Annotated in this window: 16 protein-coding genes; 4 read left to right on the plus strand and 12 right to left on the minus strand. The window is 63.0% G+C overall.

All coding sequences use genetic code 11. From position 1 onward, the window contains the following. Positions 1-4: 4 nt before the first annotated feature. Positions 5-172 carry a hypothetical protein gene (locus tag CV023_RS00420; RefSeq protein ID WP_230743495.1) on the minus strand — a complete coding sequence of 56 codons (168 nt, stop codon included), beginning with the start codon at positions 170-172 and terminating at the stop codon, positions 5-7. An 85-nt stretch (positions 173-257) separates the two neighbouring features. On the opposite strand from CV023_RS00420, the gene CV023_RS00425 reads away from it, so the two are divergent. Both CV023_RS00425 and CV023_RS00430 read left to right on the plus strand, forming a co-directional pair. Further along, complete coding sequence (locus tag CV023_RS00425; RefSeq protein WP_230743496.1) at positions 258-1391, plus strand: metallophosphoesterase family protein; 1134 nt, start codon at positions 258-260, stop codon at positions 1389-1391. Further along, positions 1388-4039: an AAA family ATPase gene (locus CV023_RS00430; RefSeq protein ID WP_230743497.1), complete on the plus strand. Its 2652-nt coding sequence runs from the start codon at positions 1388-1390 to the stop codon at positions 4037-4039. Before CV023_RS00425 ends, CV023_RS00430 begins: the two co-directional genes overlap by 4 nt. Before the next feature lie 28 nt (positions 4040-4067). Here CV023_RS00430 and ligK read toward each other — a convergent pair whose 3' ends face one another. The 5 genes from ligK to CV023_RS00455 form a co-directional block, all read right to left on the minus strand. Continuing rightward, positions 4068-4751, minus strand: coding sequence for a 4-carboxy-4-hydroxy-2-oxoadipate aldolase/oxaloacetate decarboxylase (gene ligK, locus CV023_RS00435; protein WP_230743498.1), 684 nt, complete (start codon positions 4749-4751; stop codon positions 4068-4070). A 62-nt stretch (positions 4752-4813) separates the two neighbouring features. Further along, positions 4814-5857: an amidohydrolase family protein gene (locus tag CV023_RS00440; protein WP_230743499.1), complete on the minus strand. Its 1044-nt coding sequence runs from the start codon at positions 5855-5857 to the stop codon at positions 4814-4816. Beyond that, entirely contained in the window at positions 5854-7047 is a 1194-nt protein-coding gene (locus CV023_RS00445) for a 4-oxalomesaconate tautomerase (protein ID WP_230743500.1), read from the minus strand. Before CV023_RS00445 ends, CV023_RS00440 begins: the two co-directional genes overlap by 4 nt. After that, positions 7044-8429 (minus strand): MFS transporter, encoded by a 1386-nt coding sequence (locus CV023_RS00450; RefSeq protein WP_230743501.1) that lies wholly within the window; start codon positions 8427-8429, stop codon positions 7044-7046. Before CV023_RS00450 ends, CV023_RS00445 begins: the two co-directional genes overlap by 4 nt. 27 nt (positions 8430-8456) lie before the next feature. Next, the gene (locus CV023_RS00455) at positions 8457-9362 is read right to left on the minus strand and encodes an amidohydrolase family protein (protein ID WP_230743502.1); all 906 of its coding nucleotides are present in this window, start codon (positions 9360-9362) and stop codon (positions 8457-8459) included. A gap of 150 nt (positions 9363-9512) precedes the next feature. Here CV023_RS00455 and CV023_RS00460 point away from each other — a divergent pair, with 150 nt between their 5' ends. Next, the gene (locus CV023_RS00460) at positions 9513-10208 is read left to right on the plus strand and encodes a GntR family transcriptional regulator (RefSeq protein ID WP_230743503.1); all 696 of its coding nucleotides are present in this window, start codon (positions 9513-9515) and stop codon (positions 10206-10208) included. A gap of 122 nt (positions 10209-10330) precedes the next feature. Here CV023_RS00460 and CV023_RS00465 read toward each other — a convergent pair whose 3' ends face one another. The 5 genes from CV023_RS00465 to CV023_RS00485 all read right to left on the minus strand — a co-directional run bounded on the left by CV023_RS00465 (position 10331) and on the right by CV023_RS00485 (position 17002). Then, a complete protein-coding gene (locus CV023_RS00465) occupies positions 10331-12031 on the minus strand; it encodes a class I adenylate-forming enzyme family protein (RefSeq protein ID WP_230743504.1) in 1701 nt (566 codons plus the stop codon). A gap of 130 nt (positions 12032-12161) precedes the next feature. Continuing rightward, complete coding sequence (locus tag CV023_RS00470; RefSeq protein WP_230743505.1) at positions 12162-13898, minus strand: class I adenylate-forming enzyme family protein; 1737 nt, start codon at positions 13896-13898, stop codon at positions 12162-12164. 50 nt (positions 13899-13948) lie between these two features. Continuing rightward, entirely contained in the window at positions 13949-15151 is a 1203-nt protein-coding gene (locus CV023_RS00475) for an acyl-CoA dehydrogenase family protein (RefSeq protein WP_230743506.1), read from the minus strand. Beyond that, positions 15135-15968 (minus strand): SDR family oxidoreductase, encoded by an 834-nt coding sequence (locus tag CV023_RS00480; protein ID WP_230743507.1) that lies wholly within the window; start codon positions 15966-15968, stop codon positions 15135-15137. The genes CV023_RS00475 and CV023_RS00480 overlap by 17 nt, the downstream gene beginning before the upstream one ends. After that, entirely contained in the window at positions 15965-17002 is a 1038-nt protein-coding gene (locus CV023_RS00485; RefSeq protein ID WP_230743508.1) for a phosphotransferase family protein, read from the minus strand. Before CV023_RS00485 ends, CV023_RS00480 begins: the two co-directional genes overlap by 4 nt. Before the next feature lie 193 nt (positions 17003-17195). Between CV023_RS00485 and CV023_RS00490 the strand changes: the two genes are divergently transcribed. Then, complete coding sequence (locus CV023_RS00490; RefSeq protein ID WP_230743509.1) at positions 17196-18167, plus strand: NADPH:quinone oxidoreductase family protein; 972 nt, start codon at positions 17196-17198, stop codon at positions 18165-18167. Here the strand turns inward: CV023_RS00490 and CV023_RS00495 are convergent. After that, positions 18164-19786: a nuclease-related domain-containing DEAD/DEAH box helicase gene (locus CV023_RS00495; RefSeq protein WP_230743510.1), complete on the minus strand. Its 1623-nt coding sequence runs from the start codon at positions 19784-19786 to the stop codon at positions 18164-18166. The genes CV023_RS00490 and CV023_RS00495 overlap by 4 nt on opposite strands. Positions 19787-19795 lie beyond the last annotated feature (9 nt).

Genomic DNA, 19795 nt, shown 5'->3' on the forward strand with positions numbered 1-19795 from the left:
TAACCTAAGTCTGCGGTTCGAGTCTCGCACTTGAGATGTCGTATTCCTGCGGGGCGGGGGCTGAGTGAGTCTCGGACGGTCCGATCCGGCCATCTGCCCAGGTGGTGGCCAGCCCTGCGTGGTCACGGGCGACGTGGTCGGCCGTCGAGAACGCATCGCTGATGATGAACATCACATCTCGTGTCAGTGACGATCCGTAGGGTGGGCAGTCAATCATAGGATGGTGTCGAGGACGAGCCGAGGTCGAGGAGAAGCAGATGAGGTTCATCGCCACGGGTGACTGGCAGCTGGGCATGACGGCGCACTATCTCAGTGCCGAAGCCCGTCCCCGGTTTCATCGCGCTCGCCTCGATGCGGTCAAGCGGATCGGACAGATCGCGGCAGAGCAATCGTGTGACTTCGTCCTCGTCTGCGGTGACGTCTTCGAAACCAATCAGCTCGATCGGGCGATCATCGCCCGCACCTTCGAAGTCTTGGCCGCATTCACCGTGCCGGTCGTCCTGCTGCCGGGCAATCACGATCCCCTCGACGCCGCCTCCATCTACGACTCCCCGGCCTTCACCTCCCGGCAGCCTGAGCACGTCCACGTGCTCCGTGACAGCGAACCCTTCGAGGTGAGCGAAGGCATCGAGGTCGTCGGTGCGCCCTGGTTCTCCAAGCGTCCGCAGACGGATCTCGTCGCCCAGGCGACGGAGAACCTCGCCGAGGTGGCCCCCGGGTCCGTGCGCATCATCGCCGGCCACGGGGCGGTGAGTTCCCTCGACCCGGATCGAGAGTCGCTGGCCACGATCGATGAGACCGGGCTGAGGGCCTTGCTCCGGGAAGATCGGGCGCAGTTCGTCGCGCTCGGCGACCGGCACGCGAGCTACGAGGTCGACGACCGAATCTGGTACCCGGGAGCCCCGGAGGTGACCTCGCGACGGGAAGACGATCCCGGCAACATCCTCCTCGTCGACATCGATGCCCAGACTCATGAGGCATCCGTCGAGAAGATCCACATCGGGCAGTGGTCCTATGTCGTCATCGAAGAGGACCTCAACTCGGAAGAGGATGTCGCCCAGTTGGAACAGCGCCTCTCGGACATTCCCGATAAGGACAGAACGGCCGTGTGGCTGGTCCTGCAGGGAACCCTGTCGACGGCCGCGAAGGCGCACCTCGATGACATCCTCGACCATGCCTCCGACCTGTTCGCGATGGTGTCCGAGTGGGGACGGCATACCGACATCGCCGTCATCGCCGCCGATGAGGATTTCGCGGGTCTGGGCCTGAGCGGATATCTCCAGTCCAGCCTCGATGAGCTGGCCGAAGAGGCTACCGGGGAGGACCCCTCGGCGTCGGTCGCCCAAGATGCGCTGGGCTTGCTCTACCGGTTTGCGAGGAGCGGATCATGAAATTCCATTCCATCCACCTGCGCAGCTATCGGGGCATCGAGGACGCGCGAGTCGAATTCGCCGAAGGCGTGACCATCGTCGAAGGACCCAACGAGGTCGGCAAGTCCTCGATCCATGAGGCCATCACCCACCTGCGTGAGCACAAATCCAGCTCCCGCAAGGCCAGCATCAAAGAGACCCAACCGGTCGGAGTCGACGCCGGTCCCGAGGTCGAGCTGCACCTGAGCACGGGCGACTACGAACTCAAGTACCGGAAGCGATGGATCAGGCAGCCCTTCACCGAGCTCAACGTCATCCGACCCCGTCCGGAGCAGCTGAGCAGCGATGACGCCCACGACCGTTTCCTGGCGATCCTTGCAGACACGGTCGACGTGGACCTGCTCGTCGCCCTCGACGTGGCACAGGGGGAGAGTCTCGCACAGGCGCCATTGGCCCAAATCAAAGCCCTGCACAATGCCCTGAGCGAATCGGGCGCCGAGGTCGCCGATCACGACGACTTCCTCGAACGCATCGAAGCCGAATACTCAAAGCACTTCACGAAGTCCGGGAAGCAGACGGGGGAGTACAAGGACGCGAATGCCCAAGTCCCGATCGCCGAGGCCGCCTTCGACGAACTGCGCAAACGCAGCGAGGCGATGGACGAACTCGTGGAGAACCATGCTCGAGCGAGTGCGCGGCTGGAATCGGTCCGCACGCAACTGAGTGAGGCGGTGGAGGAACGAGAAGCAGCGGAGGAATCAGCGCAGGCAGTCGCGGAGCTCAAGGCGGTGCTCGAAAGGGCCGAAGACAATGCGAAGACCGCCCACCGCGACGCCCAGATCGCCCGCGAGGCGCTGGACCGTCGCACCACGCTCATCGGTGATGTCGCTGCCGCCGGTGAGACTGTGGCAGCGGTGGACAAGACGGTCACCGAACTGGAAGCCTCGCAGAGCGACAAGGACGCCGAGGTCGATGGAGCCCAGAAGGCTCTCGACGCGGCCCAGACCGTGCTCGATGCCGCTCGAGCACGTGCGAAGAGAGCATCCAAGGCGGTGGCTCGGGCCCGCGCCCGAGCCGAACTCTCCGACCTCACCCGCCGTCTCGAGGCGATCCGCGAGCACGAGGAGAAGAGGAGCCGGGCGCAGGCGACGATCGGGTCGAACACGGTCACAGGCAAGGACGTCGAGAAGCTGAGTTCGCTCGAGACGGAAGTGCGGATCGCGGAGAATGCGAAGACCGCCGCCGCGGCGCAGATCGACGTCAGGCAGCTCGGAGACCAGCCGGTCAGCGTCGACGGATCCGATCTCGGCGAGGGGAGGACCGAGGAATTCGCGGCCGTCAAAGACGTCAGCATCCGAGTCGAGGGCATCACCGAGATCGCGGTGCGCCCCGGCGCCTCACCGGTCGAATTGGACCGAGCTCTGTCCTCGGCGAAACAGGAATTCGAAGCAGAGCTTGACCGCCTCGGCGTCGAGACGGTGGCACAGGCGCGGGAACGATCCCACACACGCGCCGACGCCGAGGCTGTGGTGGCCGAGGCGAATTCCACGCTGGCTGTGCTGCTCGATTCCGAGAAGCGTGAAGACCTCGAAGCCAAATTGGCTCGCGCCCAGCAGCTCGCCGGCGTAGAAAGCTCCGATGGGGACGAAGGCGAGGTCGCTGACCACGCTGACCGCGGCGACAGCCCGGATGAGAGCGGCCTACGATTGGCGGATCTGGAGACAGCTGTTGCCGCTGCGGAGAAGGACACCGACGAGGCTCAGTCCGAAGTGGATGCCTCCCGTCTCCGCCTCGACCGCAGTCGCGCCTCCCGGGACGAGGCGCGAGTCGAAACGGTTCGAGCTCAGACCAGTCTGCAGGAGGCCCGGACTCAGCGCGATCGGCTGACGGCGAGCCTCGAGACTGCGCGTTCGGCAGAGTCCGATGAGGTGTTGCAAGCCGCGGTTGAAGCGGCCGACGCGAACGCGGCGAATGAGAGAGACGAAGTCGAGATGGCTCGGGCGTCCTATCAGGCAGCGGATCCGCAGACGCTGGAGATGCAGCTGCAGAATGTGCGCCAGCTCGTCGGCAGCAAGGAGACCCAGCGCGAAGAGGTCCGGCAGGAGGTCGATCGGCTTTCTGCTCTCATCGACGATCGGGCGAGCGAAGGCATCTACGACAGACTCAAGGCAGCCGAAGAGGAACTGGAGTCGGCCCAGAAGAAGCAGACGCGATTGGAACGGCAGGCCACGGCGATCGACCTGCTGCGCTCCACGGTGCTCAAGCACAAGGACGAAGCGCAGCGGAAGTACGTTGCTCCCTTCAAGGAGCAGATCGAGAAGCTCGGCCGACTCGTCTTCGGGCCGGGGCTCTCAGTGGAGGTCTCCGAGGATCTCGAGATCGTCTCCCGCACCCTGGGTGAGCAGACTGTTCCCTTCGAGTCGCTCTCCGGCGGGACGAGGGAGCAGCTGGCGCTGATCGGCCGACTCGCGGTCGCGACCCTTGTCGACGGGGACGCGGGGGCACCGGTGGTCCTCGATGACGCCTTCGGCTTCGCCGATGCCGAGCGCCTCAACGCGCTCAACGTCATCCTCAGCACCGTCGGTCAGAGCGCCCAGGTCATCCTGCTCACCTGCCAGCCCGACCGCTTCGCCCGCCTCGGCGGAGCGAAGACGGTGAGCCTGAGCTGACTGTCGACTGTCTGCTTTTCGACACAGTTCAGTCGAGGTACTGCAGGCCAGCCTTCTCCAGTGGCCCACGCATATCGTAGATGTCGAGACCCAGCTTTCCATCCATGAATTGCTGGCGTTTGGATTCTTCATTGTCTTCTCGTTTCTGCGCAGCGTCTGCGACCTCCGCAACTCGAGCACGGGGCACCACGACAACCCCGTCGCGATCGGCGGCGACGACATCGCCGGGATGCACCAAGGCGTTTGCACAGATAACGGGGACATTGACTGAGCCGAGCGTTGCCTTGACTGTTCCCTTGGCGTTGATGGCACGAGAAAAGACCGGGAAGCCGAGTTCCTCGAGTTCGGCCGTGTCACGGCATCCCCCGTCTATCACCAAGCCGCGGCCGCCGCGGGCAATAAGCGAGGTAGCGAGGAGCTCGCCGAAGAAGCCGTCCTCGCTCTCGGTGGTGCATGCGGCGACGACGACATCCCCCTCTTGCACTTGTTCGGCTGCGACGTGCATCATCCAATTGTCGCCAGGTTGCAAGAGCACTGTCACCGCTGGGCCACACAACTCGGCGGTGGGGTAGATCGGTCGGATATAGGGTCTCATCAGACCCACGCGCCCCAGTGCCTCATGGACGGTGGCGACTCCGAACGCACTCAAACGCCTGACGTCTTCAGGATCGGGGCGAGCGATCTTCGTATGGACTTTGCCGAGGTCGAACATGGTGACTTCCCTTGCTGCCGATGACCCTGAGGTGCTGACGGCGATATTGTGAGTGTTTTGGTCTAGACGTGCTGCGTCGATGTTCGACGCGAGTATGAGGCAATTCGCGCCTCGAGCCGCGGGTAGACCCGCCGAGCATTGTGCTCGAAGATGTCCGCGCGCTCCTCTTTGTCCAAGTCGGCATTGTCGATATATCGGACAGTGTCGTCGAAATTGAAGCCCGTAGTCGGATCTACAGTCCTCACGGCTCCGATCATCTCCGAAGCGAAGAGAATGTTCTTGATGGGGATGACTGAAAGGAGCTCGTCGATCCCCGGCTGGTGATAGACACAGGTATCGAAGTACACGTTCCCGAGAATGTGCTGCTCAAGATCGGGCCTCCCGAGCGCCTGTGCCAGCCCGCGGAAACGTCCCCAATGATATGGGGCAGCACCACCGCCATGAGGTATGACGAGCCGGAGTTCGGGATATCTGCCGAAGAGGTCTCCCTCGATCAGCTGCATGACCGCAGTTGTGTCGGCATTGAGATAGTGGGCACCCGTCGTGTGAAACGCAGGATTGACGGATGTCGATACGTGGACCATCCCCGGCAGTCCGTGCTCGATCATCTTTTCGTAGATCGGAAACCACGATTCGTCTGTCAGCGGGGGCGAGGTCCAATGGCCGCCGGAAGGGTCAGGATTGATGTTGAGTGCCACTACGTCATGCTCATTTACGCACCGGTCGATCTCCTCAATGCAGCTGGCAGGATCGGCGCCGGGGGACTGGGGGAGCATAATCGCCGGGGCAAACCGGTCAGGGTACAGACGAGACACTCGCGAACATAGGTCGTTGCATATACGTGCCCAGGCGCTGGATGCCGAGAAGTCACCGAGGTGGTGAGCCATGAATGACGCGCGGGGAGAGAAGACTGTCAGGTCTATTCCGCGCTCGTCCATCAGCTTCAGCTGATTGCCCTCAAGAGATTCTCTAATCTCGTCATCGCTGATCTCAGGTCCGCTCGCGTGTGGCATCGGCCCATTGTCAAGCGAGGCTATCTGGTCATCCCTCCAATCACCGAGCGGAGATGGCGCAGTTGTGTAGTGTCCGTGGCAGTCGATGATCAACTATGTGTTCTTTCTATGCGGCTATCTGACGTGCTGTGCTCCGGAGCCCAGACTTGTTTGGGGACCAGGACCTGACCCGCCATGATCATGCGAGCTGTTCTGGTCAGCCCGGCCCGAATGATGTGGCCCTCGTGGATGTGGAGGTCGACCGGAAATACTCCGCTGGGATGCTCGATCTCAAGAGTGCGTTGATCCCCGTCTCCTGAGTCGGCAAGCGGATGAGCAATGGTTCCGTCCATGCAAGCAGCAGTTGCCACTGTCAGTGCCGCTAGGACCCCGATCGATTGGTGAACTGTGCGTGGAATGAAGCTCCTCGTCGCGATGGCGCCGCCCTGCGTAGGCGGCGAGAGAAGGGTCATCTTCGGGTAGTTTTTGTCCTTCACATCGCCGAGGCCCATCATTCGACCTGCTTCGAGCCGAAGGTGCTCGATCTTTTCCCCAAGGTCGTTGGACGTCATGAGTTCGTCAGGAGTCTCTGTGCCGTCGACCCCGAGGTCGCGAGCCCGCAGCAAGACCAGTGGTTGGCCGTTGTCAATCATTGTGCCTTCGATACTGTCGCCGCTCGGAAGGTTGAGAGAGTCGATCGGCCTACCAGTCGGCAACAGGCCCGGCGCTATTGAACCCGCAGTATTGACGAACATGATCGATATTGGACTCGACCCCCCACTGACACCATCGATTTCAGTAGATCCGTCATAGCTGACTGTTCGTCGATCATCACCGGGAATTTGAGGCGTTCGGATCGAGATGGTGGCAATGAGGCCCGTGTTGGTGGTTCTTACGGTGACTTCTGTTGTGTCCGAGCTCGGAACGATAAGCCCTGTCTCGACAGCAAATGGGGCGACCGCGGCGAGCATGTTCCCGCAGTTGGCGGTGGTCTGTACCGACGAGGCGTCGGGTTGCAGCTGCGCGAATTCGAAATCGAGATCTACTTCTGGAAGCGGCGATTGGGAGACGATGCCTACTTTGCTTGTCAGTGAGTTCCCGCCCCCGATCCCGTCGACCTGGAGCGGATGGGGACTGCCCATCACAGACAGAAGAATCTGATCGCGTTTCTCGACATCGGCAGGTAGATCGGGCCCGAGGAAGAAGGCCCCCCTGGAAGTGCCTCCGCGCATCAGGCACATCCGGAGCGCAGTCTGGTCGCTTCGAGATGTGAAGAGTTGACGCGCGTTGTCAGTTGGATTCATTGCTTGTCCCCAATCGGTGAGTTAGCAGGTGCCTCGAGGAGGATTTCGCCATTCTGGACGGGTGCCACTTTGGTGTTCTTGCCAAACAGGGCAAGCACGATTGCTCCGAGCACCCAGGTGGCCGCAATGAATACGAACACCGATGCGTACCCCGAAGATGTGTACAGCGAAGCGATGACCAATGGGCCGACCGCGTTGGACAGACGGCCGATACCGTAGGCGATGCCGGTTCCCAGCGACCTGGTGCGGGTGTCGAACAGCTCGGGAGAGTAGGCGTAGGCCAAGGATGTGTAGCCTCGTTCGAACATATTCACCAAGAAGCCGAATACGACGATCATGATTGGGTTAAATGTGAGGCCGTAGAGCAGTCCCGAAAGACCGATAGTCGTTCCGAAGATGACGAGCAGCCATTTGCGTTCGAACTTGTCGGTGACGAAGGCCGCCAGGAGCGAACCAAGCGGTGCTCCGATCGTGGCCAGCGCGACGTAGAGAATCGAGTCCTCTACACTGATGCCCTGTTTCGACAGGAGCGTCGGCGCCCAGCTTGAGTAACCGAAGAATCCGACTGTCTGCGTCACCCACAGGACTACAAGCACGAGCAGGGGAACGAAATAGCGCCGCTGCAAGAGGGTGCGAAAGCCGGACTTCTTCTGTTCGCGAACCTCGGCGACTGGGGCCAGCGGTCGGGGGAGAGGTTCACCTGAGAAATCCGAGACCTTGGTTTCCATTTCTCTCAGGACGTCCTCGGCGCAGGCGAATCGTCGTTTGCTCTCAAGCCACAGCGGTGACTCTGGCAGGTACCGAAACATGAAGATGATTACGACGCCGAGCGTGCCCCACAGGAAGACAAGACGCCAAGACCAGTCGCTGATCGGCACGACCGCACTTGCTATGAGGTTGGTCGCGGGAGTGCCGCAGAGGCCGATCACCATGGCGTATGCCAAGTATTTTCCGCGGACCTTTGCGGGAAAGATCTCGTTGACATAGATGACGGCGACGACAGTCATTGCAGATAAGCCGGCACAGGTGAGGAATCGCAGGATTCCCATCGCATAGATATTCCAGGCGAACACTGTGCCGGCGGAGAAGATCGAAAACCACAGGGTTGTGTAAAGGAATGCTCCCTTCCGCCCGACTCGATCTGCCAGCCATCCGCCGCCGAGCGATCCGATGAACATACCAATAAACGAGATTGATGTGATGTAGGCAATGTGATTGACGTCCAGCCCCCAGACCTGTGCGATCTTGGGAGCCGTCGTCGAGAAGGTATTGATGTCGGCAAATTCAAAGAAGTAGGCCACCGCCACCACCACGATGATGACTTTGTGGAATCGGGTGATGGGCAGCCGGTTGATTCTATTGGCCGAGTTCGTCGTCTCCATGGTTCAGTACTCTCAATTCAGAAGAGGTCAGGCCCAATAGAGGGCGTTTGGGTTGTCGACCAGGAGTCGGCGCAGCTGTGCATCCGATTCCGTGATCTCATTGAGGTAGTTCAGCAGGACAGCGTCGTCGGGCATGTGGGTCTCGAGATTCGGGTGTGGCCAGTCGGTGCCCCACAGCACGTGGTCGGGAAATTCGGAGATGACCCTACGCGCGAATGGGACTACGTCTTCGTAGATACGTGTGTTGCCTGCTACAGCAAATGGCCCTGATTGGGAGAGTCGCTCCGGACAACTGACTTTGACCCACGCCGATGTGCGGTCGACAAATGAGATGAAGCGAGAGAACTCGGCGTCAGCTGCCGATACGGAGACATCTGGCCGGCCCATGTGGTCGATGACGAGAGGCACTGGCAGGCCGGCGAGAAAGCCTTCGAGCTCCGGCAGGTCGGCGGCTTCGAAGTAGATGACGATATGCCAACCGAACGCTTTGATCTTCTCTGCGATGAGCGAGAGCTCGTCGTACGGAGAATGGTCCACGAGTCTCTTGACGAAGTTGAAACGTACACCGCGAACACCCTGTTCGTGCATCCCTGAGAGTTCCTCTTCCGTGATGTCCGAAGAGACTGATACTACGCCACGGGTTGAGGCGGGATCGCTGGCGAGAACGTCGATCAGGGCTGCATTGTCGGTGCCGTGGCAAGTGGCTTGGACAACCACTCGCCGGGCGATTCCGAGATCCTGGTGGAGCCGGAACAGGTCTGCCTTTGAGGCATCGCAGGGTGTGTATTTTCGTGTCGGGGCGAAAGGAAATACCTCACCCGGTCCGAAGACATGGCAGTGCGCGTCGATGCTTCCCTTGGGAAGCACGGTCTTCGGCTGAGTTCGGTTGCGTTCCCAGTCCAACCAACCTGGAGTTGGTGCAAAGGACATCATTGTCGTCTTTCTGACGTAGCTATCGTCGCTGATGTAAGAGACTCTACATGTTAACAATATTGTTGACAATCACGACCTGAATCATCTTTCGCCTTCACCACCAGATAGTCTGTGGAAGTTGAGTGCACGTAGATTGTGGGAAGGGTAAGAATGGGCGTCTCACCCGAGGCATCGTCGGCAGAACCGAACGCACAGTCGAAAGCCGCGCCCCGAACGACGGCTGCTGAACTGGGTCGTCGACTTCGTGATGCCGTTGTGAGCGGACAGCTTGTGCCCAATCAGCGGCTGGTCGAAGCGGATCTGGCTGCGGAGTACGGTGCTTCGCGGGGCAACGTGAGAATCGCCCTGACCGAGCTGAGTTCGGAGGGGCTGATTGAGCGAGTGCAGAATCGAGGTGCGCGTGTGCGTGCCATCTCACCGGATGAAGCAGTTGAGATCACTGAGGTCAGAGGGGCACTCGAATCATTGTGTGCGCGAAAAGCCGCCGAACGGGTATCCCGATCGGAAATCGAATTGTTGCGTGATATCGGCAGGCGGATGACGCAGGCCGTAGAGCGCGGCGACCGGGACGCCTATTCTGCTGGAAACACGGAACTGCACGCGCTCATCATCAAGGTCAGTGGCCAGCAGGTTGCTGCCGAGACGATCAACCGGCTGAGAAGCCAGGCCGTCCGCTACCAGTACAGGCTCGCGCAGAGACCGGATCGGCCTGCCCAGTCGTTGCCCCAGCACCTGGCAATAATCGATGGAATCTGCAGTCAAGACGCGGAGGCGGCTGCCAGCGCGATGCAGGACCATCTCAGAAGCGTTGCGGCAGAGATAAGTGCAACGGAAGCTTCCGTCTAGGACTTCCCGCATCAGTGTGTCGCTGATGGCACGCATGCGTAATTGCCGGCGGATTGACGTCGCCGAGCATCGAGGCGGCTACCCGTGCCTGTTTCCGCAACTCTCTTCTTGAGGAACTCAGGTCACTCCGAGGCGCTAGCCTGCTCTCTCGCCGCCTCGGCCGCGGCGACGGCATCCGCGCGGATCGTGCGGCGCAGGATCTTGCCGGAGCTCGTCTTCGGCAGCTCCTCGATGAAGGTCACCTGGTGGGGTGCTTTGAAGGCGGCGAGACGTTCGCGGCAGTAGGCGATGATCGACTCGGCGCTCGCCTCGGCGCCGGGACGGACGGTGACGAATGCGGCGACGTCTTCGCCCCTGTAGTCGTCGGGGAGGCCGATGACGGCGGCTTCCTGGATGGCCGGGTGGGTGTAGAGGACATCCTCGACTTCACGAGGCCAGACCTTGAATCCAGAGGCATTGATCATGTCCTTCATCCGATCGACGATGTAGAGCCACCCGTCCTCGTCCATGAAGCCGACATCGCCGGTGAGCAGCTCTCCATTCGGGATCTCGGAGGCCGTCGCTTCGGGGTCATTGAGATAGGCAGGGACGACGGCCGGCCCTGAGATCGCGACCTCGCCGACCTGATCGGGGCCGAGGGGATGTCGGGAGTCGTCGAGGATTCGGATCATCGTGTCCGCCTGCGGCAGTCCGCAGGCGAGATTTCCGCTGGCCGGATCGACCGGAGCTCGCAGACCGGCCGGGACACTCGCGGCCTGGGCACAGGTCTCGGTCAGACCGTAGCCCTGCCCGAGGTAGAGACCTGTCTTCTCCTCGAACCTGATGGCGAGGCCTTCGGGCAGGGGAGCGCCACCGGACTTGACCCGCTTGAACGACGCGAAATGCTCTTTCGTGAAGTCCGGATGTGCCAACATCGCGGTGAAGACGGTGGCGGGACCGACCATGAAGGTCGGCTGCTCGCGAAGGCACAGTTCAAGCATCGCACCGGCATCGAAGCGGTAGTTGAGGATGAGCCGAGCACCTCCGGCGACCGCTGAGAGGAACTGGCTGACGAATCCGGTGATGTGGAAGAGCGGAGCCAGCGTCGCATAGCGTTCCTCGCCCGGAGCGAAATGCGAAGTGCGCACTGCCTGCCGAGAATTGCTCGAGAGGTTCGCATGAGTCGGCGTGGCTCCCTTCGGCTTACCCGAGGTGCCGGAGGTGAACATGACAAGAGCGGTGTCCTCGGGGGAAGGGGAGTGCGGGGTGAACTCGGCACCGAGGCGCTCCTCGACGACGGTGCGGAAGTCGAAGCGCTCGGGAACCTCGGGCAGTCCGGCGAACTTTCCGAAGATGCGTTCGGGCCCATCCATCTGGAAATCGAGATCATTGCTGAGGACGACCAGGGGCAGAGCATCGGCATAGGGCTTGACGCGGTCGAGATAGGCGGCTTTCGAGACGACGAGGCCCCGGACCTCCGCGGCCTCGAAGATGTGCTCGAGTTCCCCGCGATACATCGGATTGAGAGGCAGGACGCTCCCGCCGGCTTTCCAGATTCCGTAGGTGGCGATCATGAAGGCGGGAGTGTTCTGCTCGTAGATGCCGATTCGGTCGCCGACCCCGAGGCCCTGCTCGGTGAGGAACAGAGCGAAGGCCGAGGTGTAACGGTCGAACTCGTCCCAGGTCAGTGAGAAGCCGTAGTAGCTCAGGGCGATCTCGTCTCGATGGCGTTCGACCGTGTCGGCCAGATCGGCCAAGGTGGTCGAAGGTTCCAATTTGTACGGGCGGACGGCTTCGTCCCCCATCGTCGCCAGCCACGGCCGAGACTCGAACCAATCGCTCATGTCCGAAACACCTTCTTCGCTCTGCATCGTGGATCTCATGGTCGGAGGTGCTGTCGACCCCACGAGTAAGAACGCTACTTCTTCGCTCCTTCAGAAGCAATCGAACGATCGCTCAGACTGGGCGCCCGCCTCACTCCGAGGAGCTCGCCGCGGCCCTCGCTTCCTGTGCGGCGGCGACGGCGTCCGCCCGGATCGTGCGCCGCAGGATCTTGCCCGAACTCGTCTTCGGCAGCTCCTCGATGAAGGTCACCTGGCGCGGTGCCTTGTAGGAGGCCAGCTTCTCGCGGCAGAACTCGACGATGTCGGCTTCGCTGACCGAATCGGCCTCGGGCCCCGACTGCAGCGTCACGAACGCAGCCACACTCTCGCCTCGGTACTCGTCGGGGATGCCGACGACGGCAGCTTCCTGGATCGCCGGATGAGTGTAGAGGACGTCTTCGATCTCGCGCGGCCAGACCTTGAAGCCGGAGGCGTTGATCATGTCCTTCTTCCGGTCGACGATGAAGAGCCACCCGTCCTCGTTCATATAGCCGACATCGCCGGTGCGCAGCTCTCCACCGGGAAGCTGCTCGGCTGTGGCCTTCTCATTGTTGATGTATGCGGAGACGACCTCGGGTCCGGAGATCGCGACCTCGCCGATCTCATTGGGCCCCAGCGCCTCACCGAAGTCATCGAGGATGCGGATCATCGTGTCCGGCTGCGGCAGTCCGCACGAGAGGTTCCCGCTGTCGGGGTCGACCGGTGCCCGCAGCCCGGGCGGAACGGTCGCGACCTGTGCGCAGGTCTCGGTGAGACCGTATCCCTGTCCGATATAGACCCCGGTCCTGTCCATGAACTTCTTCACCAGTCCTTCGGGCAGGGGCGCACCTCCGGACATGATGCGCTTGAACGAGGAGAAGTGCTCCGCGGAGGCGGCCGGATGGGACAGCAGAGCCGTATACACAGTGGCAGGTCCGGCCATATAGGTCGGCCTCTCCCGGAGGAAGAGCTCGAGCAGCGAACCGGGGTCGAAGCGGTAGTTGGGGATGAGGCGGGCGCCGCCGGCGACACCGGCGACGAACTGGCAGATGAATCCGGTGATGTGGAAGATCGGCGCCAGGGTGAGGAAGCCGTCGCCGGGTTCGAACGTCGCCGTGCGCACGCAATAGCGCGAATTGCTCGACACCGAGGCATGAGCTCCCGACGCGCCCTTCGACTTGCCCGAGGTCCCCGAGGTGTAGACGACGATCGCTTCGTCCTCCGGTGCCGGAGCGACCGGAGTGAAGTCGGTGTCGAGAAGCTCCGCGACGACCGCCTCGAAATCGGGGAGGTTCGGAACCTCATCGGCCCCGGGATTCACCCCTGGAACGCCGGGCAGCTCGGCGAACATCGAGAAGATCTCGTCGGGGCCGTCGATCTGGCAGCTCCTGTCATCACTGAGCACGACGACCGGCACGGGTGCGGCATAGGGAGCCACCCGGCTCAGGAACGCCGCCTTGGAGACCATCAGCCCCTTCACCTCGGCGTCGGAGAAGATGTGTTCGAGCTCCCCGCGGTACATCGGATTGAGGGGCACGACCACTCCTCCGACCTTCCAGATCCCGTAGGTGGCGATCATGAAGGCGGGAGTGTTCTGGTCGTAGATGCCGACCCGATCTCCCGCGCCGATGCCGCGTTCGTCGAGGTAGGCGGCGAACGCCGTCGAACGGCGGTCGAATTCCGACCATGTCAGCGAGAACCCGTAATAGCTGATGGCCTCCTCACCGCCGTATGCGGCGACTGTGGCCGCCAGGTCCTCCAGCGGCGTGGAGGTCTCCAGGACGTGCGGTTCCTGTGCGAGCTCGCCCCAGGTCTTCAGCCAGGGGCGGGTGTCGGCCCATGTGCTCATCGGGTCACTTCCTTCATCATCGAACGGGTGCCGAACCGAGTGGTCGGCTGCTACCGGTGCTTCTTGATCTCATTGCGGGCGATGCTGCGTTTGTGCACCTCATCGGGTCCGTCCGCCAGACGCAGGGTGCGCATGTGCGCCCACATGCTCGCCAGCGGGAAGTCCTGGGTGACTCCGGCGCCGCCGTGGACCTGGATCGCCCGGTCGATGATCTTCAGCGCCATGGCGGGAGCCACGACCTTGATCTCGGCGATCTCGTTCTTCGCGACCTTGTTGCCGTGCTTGTCCATCATGTCCGCCGCATGCAGGGTCAGGAGTCTGGCCTGGTCGATCTCGATGCGGGCCTCGGCGATCCAGTCCTGGATGTTCGACCGGGAGGAGAGCTTCTCGCCGAAGGTGACTCGTGATTCGGCACGTCTGACCATGAGCTCGAGTGCTCGTTCGGCCGCGCCGATCGCGCGCATGCAGTGATGGATCCGGCCCGGTCCCAGGCGGGCCTGGCTGATCGCGAAGCCTTCGCCTTCGCCTTTGAGGATGTCCTTGGCCGGGACATGCACGTTCTCGAACGTGATCTCAGCGTGCCCCTCCCGGTCGTGGTAGCCGAACACCGGCAGGTTGCGCACAACGGTGAGACCGGGGGCGTCGATCGGGACGACGAGCATCGACTGCTGGCGGTGCACCTCGGCGTCGGGGGAGGTCTTGCCCATGACGATGAGGACCCGACAGTTCGGATGCATGCCGTTGGAGGCGAACCATTTGCGGCCGTTGAGGACGAATCCGTCGTCGGTGGCCTCCATGCTCATCTCGACGTTCGTCGCATCAGAGCTCGCCACCGCCGGTTCGGTCATGGCGAACGCCGAGGCGATCGTGCCTTCGAGCAGCGGGCGCAGGTACTTCTCCTTGTGCTCGGCGGTGCCGAAGCGGGTGAAGACCTCCATGTTCCCGGTGTCCGGGGCGTTGCAGTTGATCGCCTCCGGGGCGATCTCGATGCTGCGGCCGGTGATCTCGGCCAAGGGCGCGTATTCGAGGTTGCTCAGCCCCGGACCCCATTCGGGGTCGGGATGGAAGAGGTTCCACAGTCCCTGGCTTTTCGCCTCGGCCTTGAGGTCCTCAAGGATCTGCGGCTGCGTGTGCGGGCTGTCCGCTGCGGCCATCTGCTCGGCGTAGACCGGCTCGGCCGGGTGGACGAACTCGTCCATGAACGTGCTCAGACGCTCCTGGTACTCACGTCCGCGTTCAGTCGTCTCCAACATGCGTGCTCTCCTCGTTCGCTCGGTTCTGGTCGTTGAGTCTGTCCTGATAGCGGCTCATGCCCGCAAGCCAACGGTCGTAGTCGCTGCCCTTCATCCGGTACATGTCGAGCACCTCGGCGTGGGGCAGGATGAGGAATTGGCCGGCCGCGACTGCGTCGAGGGCGATCGTCGCGACTTCGGCGGGGGTGAGCACCTGACCGGCTTCGGTGACGGCGCGTTGGGCCGGTCCCGAAGCTCCCGCGGCGCGCAGCAGATCCGTGTCCACTCCCATCGGGCAGATGACGGAGGCCCGAATGCCGTCGCCTCGGTAGGTCAGGGCGAGCCATTCGGCGAAGCCGACCGAGGCGTGCTTGGTCACGCTGTAGGCGGCCGAGCCGATCTGGGTGAGCAGACCCGCCGCCGAGGCGGTGGCGACGAAATATCCGCGCCCGGCCTTCTGCCAGCGGGGCACGAGAGCCTGGGCGGCACGGACATGCGCGCGCAGGTTGACATCGATGATCGTGTCCCAGTCGGCGTCCGAGGCACCCAGGTCGGCGGGTCCGATGATGCCTGCGTTGGCGAAGTACATATCCACCCCGCCGAGGCGGTCATCGGCGAGGGCGATGAGATCGGCGATCCCCTCCACCGAGGCAGCGTCCCCGACCCAGGCATGCGCTCGCGGGCCCAGCTCCTGTGCCCTCGCCTCCACCGTCGGGGCCAGGTCGGCGAGGACGACCGAAGCGCCGCGGGCGATGAGTTCGCCCGCGAGTGCCGCACCGATTCCTCCGGCGGCACCGGTGACGACGGCGCGGCTGCCGCCGAACGGCGTCGCACTCATGACGTCTCCAGCAGGGTCAGCGCCTGGCCGGCGAGGTCTTCGACTCCCGCTCCGGCCGTTACCGGATCGAGGTCGAGGTCGCCCATCTTGCCCGTGGCCAACCGCGTGTAGACGCCCTCGCGGATGCATGCGAGCTTCCACATCGCGAAGGCCGAGTAGTAGCCGACGTCGTGGACTTCGTGACCGCTGACCGACTGATAGCGGTCGATGAGTTCCGCGCTCGTCGGGAAGCCGTCCTGCGGGGTCGGCACCCAGATGCTCGTGTACTCCTCGGGCACGGTGAGCATGGCGATGAAGTAACCGAGATCGGTGAGCACCTCGCCGACCGCAGTCAGCTCCCAATCGACGACGGCTGTCACGGTGCCCTGCGGGGCGAAGATCATATTGTTGGGTTTGAAGTCCCCGTGCGCCAGCCCCACGGGACTGTTCGCCGGGTCGGGCATGGCCTCGAGCAGGACGTCGTGGACTTTGTGGATCATCGGCGTCTCGCGCATGGAGATCGCTTCGACCTGGCCCAGCCACCGACGCAGCTGCCGTTCGATGAGACCACCGGGGCGACGCAGATCGCCGAGCCCCACCTCGTCGATGTCGACCTGGTGGATGGAGGCGAGGGTGTCGATCATTCCGAATGCGCATGAGCGCCGGTCGTCAGGTCCCGGCCCCTGTGGGATGCGTGCCCAGTCGGCGGGTTCGTTGATCGCGAAGCCCGGGCAGTGGTCCATGAAGACGAAGGGCACATCGAGCACCTCGGGATCATCGACGATGTCGATCACGTGCGGGACCGGGACATCGCTGTCGTGCAGGCCCGCCATGATCCTGCCCTCGCGGGCGACGTTGTGGGCGCTGCCACCGGAGTGGCCGAGCGGGGGGCGCCGGAGAACCCACCGCGGATGACCATCGACGGTGATCGTGAAGGTCAGATTCGACCGACCGATCGACATGATCTCGACGTCGAAGTCGGTGACATCGAATCTGTCTTTGAGCCACGCCCCGATGCGGTCTGCGTCGAATCCTGCTGGTACTGCGGTCACCATCGACCTCCCGAGTGAACAATCGTTCAATTTGGTTCAGATTATTCAACGTTCGCGGTTGAGTCAAACCGAAATCGTGATGCCGCTCACCTCGGGGTGTGATAGTGATGAGGGAACGATCGATCGGCTGTGCGGGAATCGACCCGACCGCCGAACCGATCGCAACCGAGACTCAGATGCCGTCAGTGAGGAAAGCATGAAAGCAATTCGAGTTGCCGCCCTGACCGGGCCGGACGATGTCGAGCTGGCCGAGGTGGACCGCCCGCAGCCGGGGCAGAGGGAGGTCCTCATCGAGATCGCCTATGCGGGCGTGACCTTCCCTGAGCTGCTGCAGACCCGGGGGCAGTATCAGACCAAGCACGAGCTGCCCTTCGTGCTCGGGTCCGAGGCGTCCGGCATCGTCGCCGAGGTGGGGCCCGGGTCGCGATTCGCAGTCGGCGATCGTGTGGCGACGATCATCGGAGCGGGGACCTACGCCGAATTCGCCGTCGCCGGCGATGATCAGGTGATGGCCCTGCCCGACACCGTGAGTCTGGCCCACGGTGCGGGGATGCCGATGAACGTGCTCACGGCCGACTTCGCGCTGCGCCTGCGAGCCGGAGCCCGGTCGGGGCAGAGTCTGCTCGTCCACGGCGCCGCCGGCGGTTTGGGATCTGCGGCAGTGCAGGTGGGCCTGGCCATGGGACTCGAGGTCATCGCCGTGGTCTCGACGCAGGAGAAGGCGAAGATCGTCCGGGAGCTGGGAGCTCAGCAGGTCGTTTCGGCCGAGGGCTTCAAAGACGCCGTCAAGGAGATCCGGCCCGGTGGCGTGGACTTCGTCTTCGACCCGGTCGGCGGGGATCGCTTCACGGATTCCACCCGTGTGCTCGCGCCCTTCGGTCGCCTGCTGGTGCTCGGGTTCACCGCCGGAGAGATTCCGAGCATCAGAGTCAACCGGCTGCTTCTGAAGAACATCTCCGTCGACGGTGTCGCCTGGGGAGCCGCGACGGTCGGCGATCCCTCGCTCATCGCCCGGCAGTGGGAGGTGCTGGACGAGCACCTGATGGCGGGACGGCTGAATCCGCGCATCCACGCCACCTACCCGCTGGCGAAGGCAGCCGCGGCGATCAGGGAGCTCGACGAGCGAACGGTGATGGGCAAGATCCTGCTCGAGGTCGCAGGAGGCTAAGCGCCCGGTGCGTCGTCGTGGTCGAGGGCGCTCAGGTCTCCGACCACGACCAGCTTCGTCGTCGCCCGCGACATGCCGACGTAGAGCATGTCGATCGCCCGTGACCGGTCTCTGAAGCCGTTGCTGCACAGCACGACCACTGGGCGTTCGAGTCCCTTGAAGCCGAGGACGTGGCCGTAGAAGACGTCTTCGGCGGCGAAGAATTGGTCCCAGTAGGCCGAAGTGCCCTCGGCTTCGACGATCTCGCGTTGGACGGGATGTCTGCTGCCCGTGGTCAGCAGCGCAATGTCACCGGGGTCCCATCCGGCATCCATGAGGGCCTCGACCTGCCCGTCCGCCTCGGCGAGGGCCGACTCTGCGTCGGTCTCCACCCATTCGATGTCCTCGCCGGGAGCGTTGCGGGGGATTGGGGGTTCGAGAGCGAATCCGGCGAATCCGGCGACGATCTGTTCGGAGTTGCGCAGGTTCTCGTCGAGTTGGATGGGGTTCATCGTGATCGGAGATTCGCCCTGCCGACCGAAAATCCGCTGCCGTTCGTCGGTGAAGACATAGAGCGTTCCGTCGACCTGGTTGCGCAGGCAGGACTGCACGGCCTCCCACCACAGCAGACTGAAGTCCTGGCCTTCGTCGATGACGACCGCATCGAACAGGCTCTTGCGCGGCCGCTCATCGGCGAGGTCCTTCAGGCGCAGAGGCAGCTCGTGCTCCCAATAGTCCGAATCGTCATCGCTGCCCGGTTCCGCGCCCCAGGAGACCGGCAGGTCATGGAACAGGCCGACGAAGGCCGGCCGATCGCTGTCCGGCCACTGGGCGGTGAAGAGTTGGAGGAAGCGTCCGAGGCCGCGGGAATAGCACATCAGCGCCACTCGCAGTCCGGCTTGAGTCAGCGCCCTGGCCTTGAGCAGGGCCAAGTAGGTCTTGCCCGAGCCGGCACCGCCGCTGATCTCCGCCCGATTCTGGTGTCGGAGGATCCGGATGAGCTTCGCCTGCTCTCGGCTGAGGGCATCGGCACGATCGGAGATCTCCGCGGCCCGCAGTCGCACGTTCTCGACGGCCCGATTGGTCCGACGCAGATTCTTGAGCACGTACTCATGCGGTGCGGAGAGGTCGTGACGCTCCGGATCGAAGTCGTAGCGCAGCTGAGCCGAGATCGCACCCGCGAGCGAGTCGAGCTGAGTGGAGTCGGCGAGCTGCCGGCGAGGCGCATCCGGTTGGTCCCAGTCTCCGGGCAGCTGCGTATAGGGCAGAACCGCGAAATGGCTGATGTGTCCTGGCATCGTCGAGACCCGGGAACGGAGGTACTTGACGAGGTTGTGCTTGGCGACCATCGCCTGGTGAAGTGGAGACTCCTTGAGCCGGTTTCGATGTCCCTGCGCGTCTGTGGTGATCCATCGCCCGTCCTCGATCTCAACCCGGCCGCCCTTGACCTCGATCACGGCGATGCCGAGTCCGGGCCAGAGGACGAGGATGTCGATTTCGATGTCCTTGTCGTCTCCGGTCAGGCGCTGGCCATGAACCATCGTCGCCTCGACGGGCAGCTGCTCGCTCAGAGCATTCCACACGGCTTCCTCGGCGGCGGAACCATGGAAATCAGGCTGCGGGGGTATCAACGTGACCATGGGTTGAGA

This window comes from Brevibacterium sp. CCUG 69071 (genome assembly GCF_021023135.1).
Taxonomy (GTDB): Bacteria; Actinomycetota; Actinomycetes; order Actinomycetales; family Brevibacteriaceae; genus Brevibacterium.